2 protein-coding genes and 1 pseudogene are annotated in these 3,822 nt (G+C 66.2%); all 3 read right to left on the bottom strand.

The annotated features are described in order from the left end of the window. Positions 1-191: 191 nt before the first annotated feature. A complete protein-coding gene (locus DU475_RS23325; RefSeq protein WP_013500263.1) occupies positions 192-719 on the bottom strand; it encodes a L,D-transpeptidase in 528 nt (175 codons plus the stop codon). A gap of 395 nt (positions 720-1,114) precedes the next feature. Continuing rightward, positions 1,115-3,067, bottom strand: coding sequence for an acetate--CoA ligase (acs, locus tag DU475_RS23320; RefSeq protein ID WP_047309371.1), 1,953 nt, complete (start codon positions 3,065-3,067; stop codon positions 1,115-1,117). 353 nt (positions 3,068-3,420) lie between these two features. Further along, positions 3,421-3,822: pseudogene (locus tag DU475_RS23315) on the bottom strand (RNA pseudouridine synthase); the annotation flags it as partial.

Here is a 3,822-nt window from a genome sequence, read left to right as displayed (position 1 = left end):
ATCCTTCGGAACCAGACCGTCGAGACTGACCATCTCGATCGAAGTCTGTTGCGGTGAGGGTTTGCGAAGCATCCCCCATGGAATCAAAAGTCCCCGCCAATGGCGAGGACTTTGTCAGCAGTCTGAGCCGCGGCCCCCGCCGCGGCTTTTCCTTTGCAGATGCGGCTCGATGTGGATGCGGCCCGATGCCGTCAGCGCATCACCACCACCTGAGTGCCGACCGGGACGCGCTCGTACAGATCGGTGATGTCGTCATTCAGCATCCGGATGCAGCCGTAGGACACGAAGCCGCCGATCGACTGCGGCCGGTTGGTGCCGTGAATCGCGTACTCGCCGCCCTCCAGCGTCATCGCCGCCACGCCCATCGGATTGGCGGGCGATCCGCCCGGAATCACGTCCGGAATCGCCGGGACATCGCGTTTGACGTCGGCCGGCGGCGCCCAGGCTGGATTACGGTATTTGCCGTCGATCTTGGTGATCCCGGCCCATTGCTTACCGGCCTTGCCGACGCCGACCGGATAGCGCACCGCGTGCCCCGGCTCGACCACCAGATACAGCCGCCGCTCGGCGGTCCTCACCACGATCGTCCCCGGCGAGTAGTCGCCGCGGAAAACAACCAAGTCGGGCCGCGCCTCGGCCCGCGGCGCGGTCAGCACGCCGGCGCCCGCCAAAGCCGCGACCGCCATCGCCCATTTCGCCGAACGAAGTCCAAAAGACATTCAGTCTCTCCAGTTTCCTCGCACCGGTCAGCTTCGCTCCGGCGCCCTCAGCGCCCGCGATGGTCGCAGCGTGAACTAACCAACCGGTGTGTGCTGGACGACCAAAGTGAACGCAGGCGTACCATTGAAGGAAAATCCGGGGAACAAAGTAAATGTCCGGCAAACAACACCAGCCGGCAAAACCGTCCAACAGCCCTGATCGTTCTCGGATGTGATCGAATCAGCACAGCTCACGGACGAAGGCGGCAAGCCGCAGCCAACCTCGTAGCAACGAACAGGCGACGGCGGGGCGTGGTACGCGTCAAACGCGAAGGGCCCCGCCTCCGTTTCGGAGGCGGGGCCCTGAAAGGTGCTCGGCGGCCGCGGCTGGACTGCGACGGCGCCCTCGGGCCGGCTCAACCCGCCTTGTGGTGCTTGTTCTGGCGATGTTCGACCAGGTCGTCGACCACGGCCGGATCGGCCAGCGTCGAGGTGTCGCCGAGCGAGGACGGCTCGTCCTCGGCGATCTTGCGCAGGATGCGGCGCATGATCTTGCCGGAGCGGGTCTTGGGCAGGCCGGGCGCGAACTGGATCAGGTCGGGCGAGGCGATCGGACCGATGTCCTTGCGGACCCAGGCGACCAGCTCCTTGCGCAGCTCCTCGGTCGGCTCCTCGCCGGCCATCAGGGTCACATAGGCGTAGATGCCTTGCCCCTTGATGTCGTGCGGATAGCCGACCACGGCCGCCTCGGACACCTTCGGATGCGCCACCAGCGAGGATTCGACCTCGGCGGTCCCCATGCGGTGGCCCGAGACGTTGATGACGTCGTCGACCCGGCCGGTGATCCAGTAGAAGCCGTCGGCATCGCGCCGGCAGCCGTCGCCGGTGAAATATTTGCCCTTGTAGGCCGAGAAGTAGGTCTGCTCGAACCGGGCGTGGTCGCCGTACACGGTGCGCATCTGGCCCGGCCACGAGCGGGCGAGGCAGAGATTGCCGGTGCATTCGCCGTCCAGCACGTTGCCCTCCGGATCGAGGATCTCGGGCACCACGCCGAAGAACGGCCGGGTCGCCGAGCCGGGTTTCAGCTTGGTGGCGCCGGGCAGCGGCGTGATCAGGATGCCGCCGGTCTCGGTCTGCCACCAGGTGTCGACGATCGGGCAGCGGTCCTCGCCGACGACGCGGTGGTACCACTCCCAGGCTTCCGGATTGATCGGCTCGCCGACCGAGCCGAGCAGGCGCAGAGATTTGCGCGAGGTCTTCTTCACCGGCTCGTCGCCGGCCTGCATCAGCGCGCGGATCGCGGTCGGCGCGGTGTAGAAGATGTTGACCTTGTGCTTGTCGATCACTTCCCAGAACCGGGAATTGGTCGGGTAGTTCGGCACGCCCTCGAACATCAGCGTAGTGGCGCCGTTGGCGAGCGGGCCGTACAGAATGTAGCTGTGGCCGGTGACCCAACCGACGTCGGCGGTGCACCAGTAGATGTCGCCGTCGTGATAGTCGAACACGTACTGGTGCGTCATCGACGCGAACACCAGGTAGCCGCCGGTCGTGTGCAGCACGCCCTTGGGCTGGCCGGTCGAACCCGAGGTGTAGAGGATGAACAGCGGGTCTTCGGCGTTCATGTGCTCGACCGGGCACTCGGTCGTCACCATCTCGGCCGCTTCGTGGTACCAGAAGTCGCGGACGTCATCCATCTCGACGGCGGCGCCGGTGCGCTTCACCACCATCACCCAATCGACACCGTCGCACTTCTTCAGCGCCGCATCGACATTGGCCTTCAGCGGCACCTTGCGGCCGCCGCGCAGACCTTCGTCGGCGGTGATCACGATCTTGGACTGGCAGTCGTTGATGCGGCCGGCGAGGCTGTCTGGCGAGAAGCCGGCGAACACCACCGAATGGATCGCGCCGATCCGGGCGCAGGCCAGCATCGCAAACGCAGCCTCCGGAATCATCGGCAGATAGATGGTGACGCGGTCGCCCTTGCCGACATTGCGGTTGCGCAGGATGTTGGCGAACTTGCAGACCTCGTCGTGCAGCTCCCGATAGGTGATGCTGCGCGACTGCGAGGGATCGTCGCCTTCCCAGATGATCGCGACCTGGTCGCCGCGCTTGTCGAGGTGGCGGTCGATGCAGTTGTAGGCGGCGTTGAGGACGCCGTCCTCGAACCATTTGATCGAGACGTTGCCCGGGGCATACGACCAATTGTCGATCTTGGTCGGTGCCTTGATCCAGTCGACGCGCTTGGCGTGCTCCGCCCAGAACCCTGTCGGGTCCGTCACCGAGCGATCGTACATCTGCCGATATTTGGCATCGTCGACGAAGGCGCGGCTCGCCCATTCTGCGGGCACGTCGTAGATCTTGTCGGACATTCGTTCCTCCACAAAAACGCGGCCGATGCCGCACCCGCCGTCGGTGCTCGACCGCAACCCCGCTGCAACCGGCGACTCACCCGCCAACGAGTTTGTCTCCGCCCGATCGTTGATCCTGCGATCCGGGCGAAGTCATGGAAACGCTGCGGGGGAGCATCGCCGGTGAAGAGACGTGCGAGCGTCCCAGCCTCCGGCTGTTGTTGTTGGCGCAATTATGCGTCGGCCCGGCCGGCCACGACAAGCGGTGCGGTCATCCGACTTTCGGCGCTGATCGCGCGCATGTGCAGGGCTGTGATCGCGGTGCGTGCGCTGCGGCGAACCGGCGAAGAACGCGTTCGGCGCCGACTCCGCCGTCAGGCGGCGCCGCTCCAGCCGCAGGCCGAAAGCCGCGGGTGCATATGCGCCGGCGGCGGCGCGGTCACCACCACCGGCGGCTTGTTGCGCGATAGCGGGATGACGATCTCGCGGGCATGCAGATGCAGCCGCGGCTCGCCGAACCGCGGACCGTTGCCGTAGATGTTGTCGCCGAAGATCGGCCACCCCATCGCGGCGCAATGCACGCGGAGCTGATGGGTCCGGCCGGTGATCGGCTCGAGCGCCAGCCAGGTGAGCTGCGCCGGCGGCGGCGCGCCGGATTTGGCGCCCGGCTTTCGAGACAGATCATCACCTTTTGCCCCAGCACTGAGAGCTCCCTCTCCCGCCTGCGGGAGAGGGCTGGGGTGAGGGCGCCCCAAGGATGGCGTCCCGCTGTGGGC

It is taken from the genome of Rhodopseudomonas sp. WA056, from assembly GCF_010906995.1.
Classification (GTDB): Bacteria; Pseudomonadota; Alphaproteobacteria; order Rhizobiales; family Xanthobacteraceae; genus Rhodopseudomonas; species Rhodopseudomonas palustris_G.
The sequence above is the reverse complement of the archived record's forward strand: the minus strand, read 5'-3'. Positions and strand labels throughout refer to the sequence as shown.

Excerpts from the sequence above, each read along its gene's own strand:
- DU475_RS23325 (WP_013500263.1), bottom strand. The coding sequence starts at position 719 with ATGTCTTTTGGACTTCGTTCGGCGAAATGGGCGATGGCGGTCGCGGCT.
- acs (WP_047309371.1), bottom strand. The coding sequence starts at position 3,067 with ATGTCCGACAAGATCTACGACGTGCCCGCAGAATGGGCGAGCCGCGCC.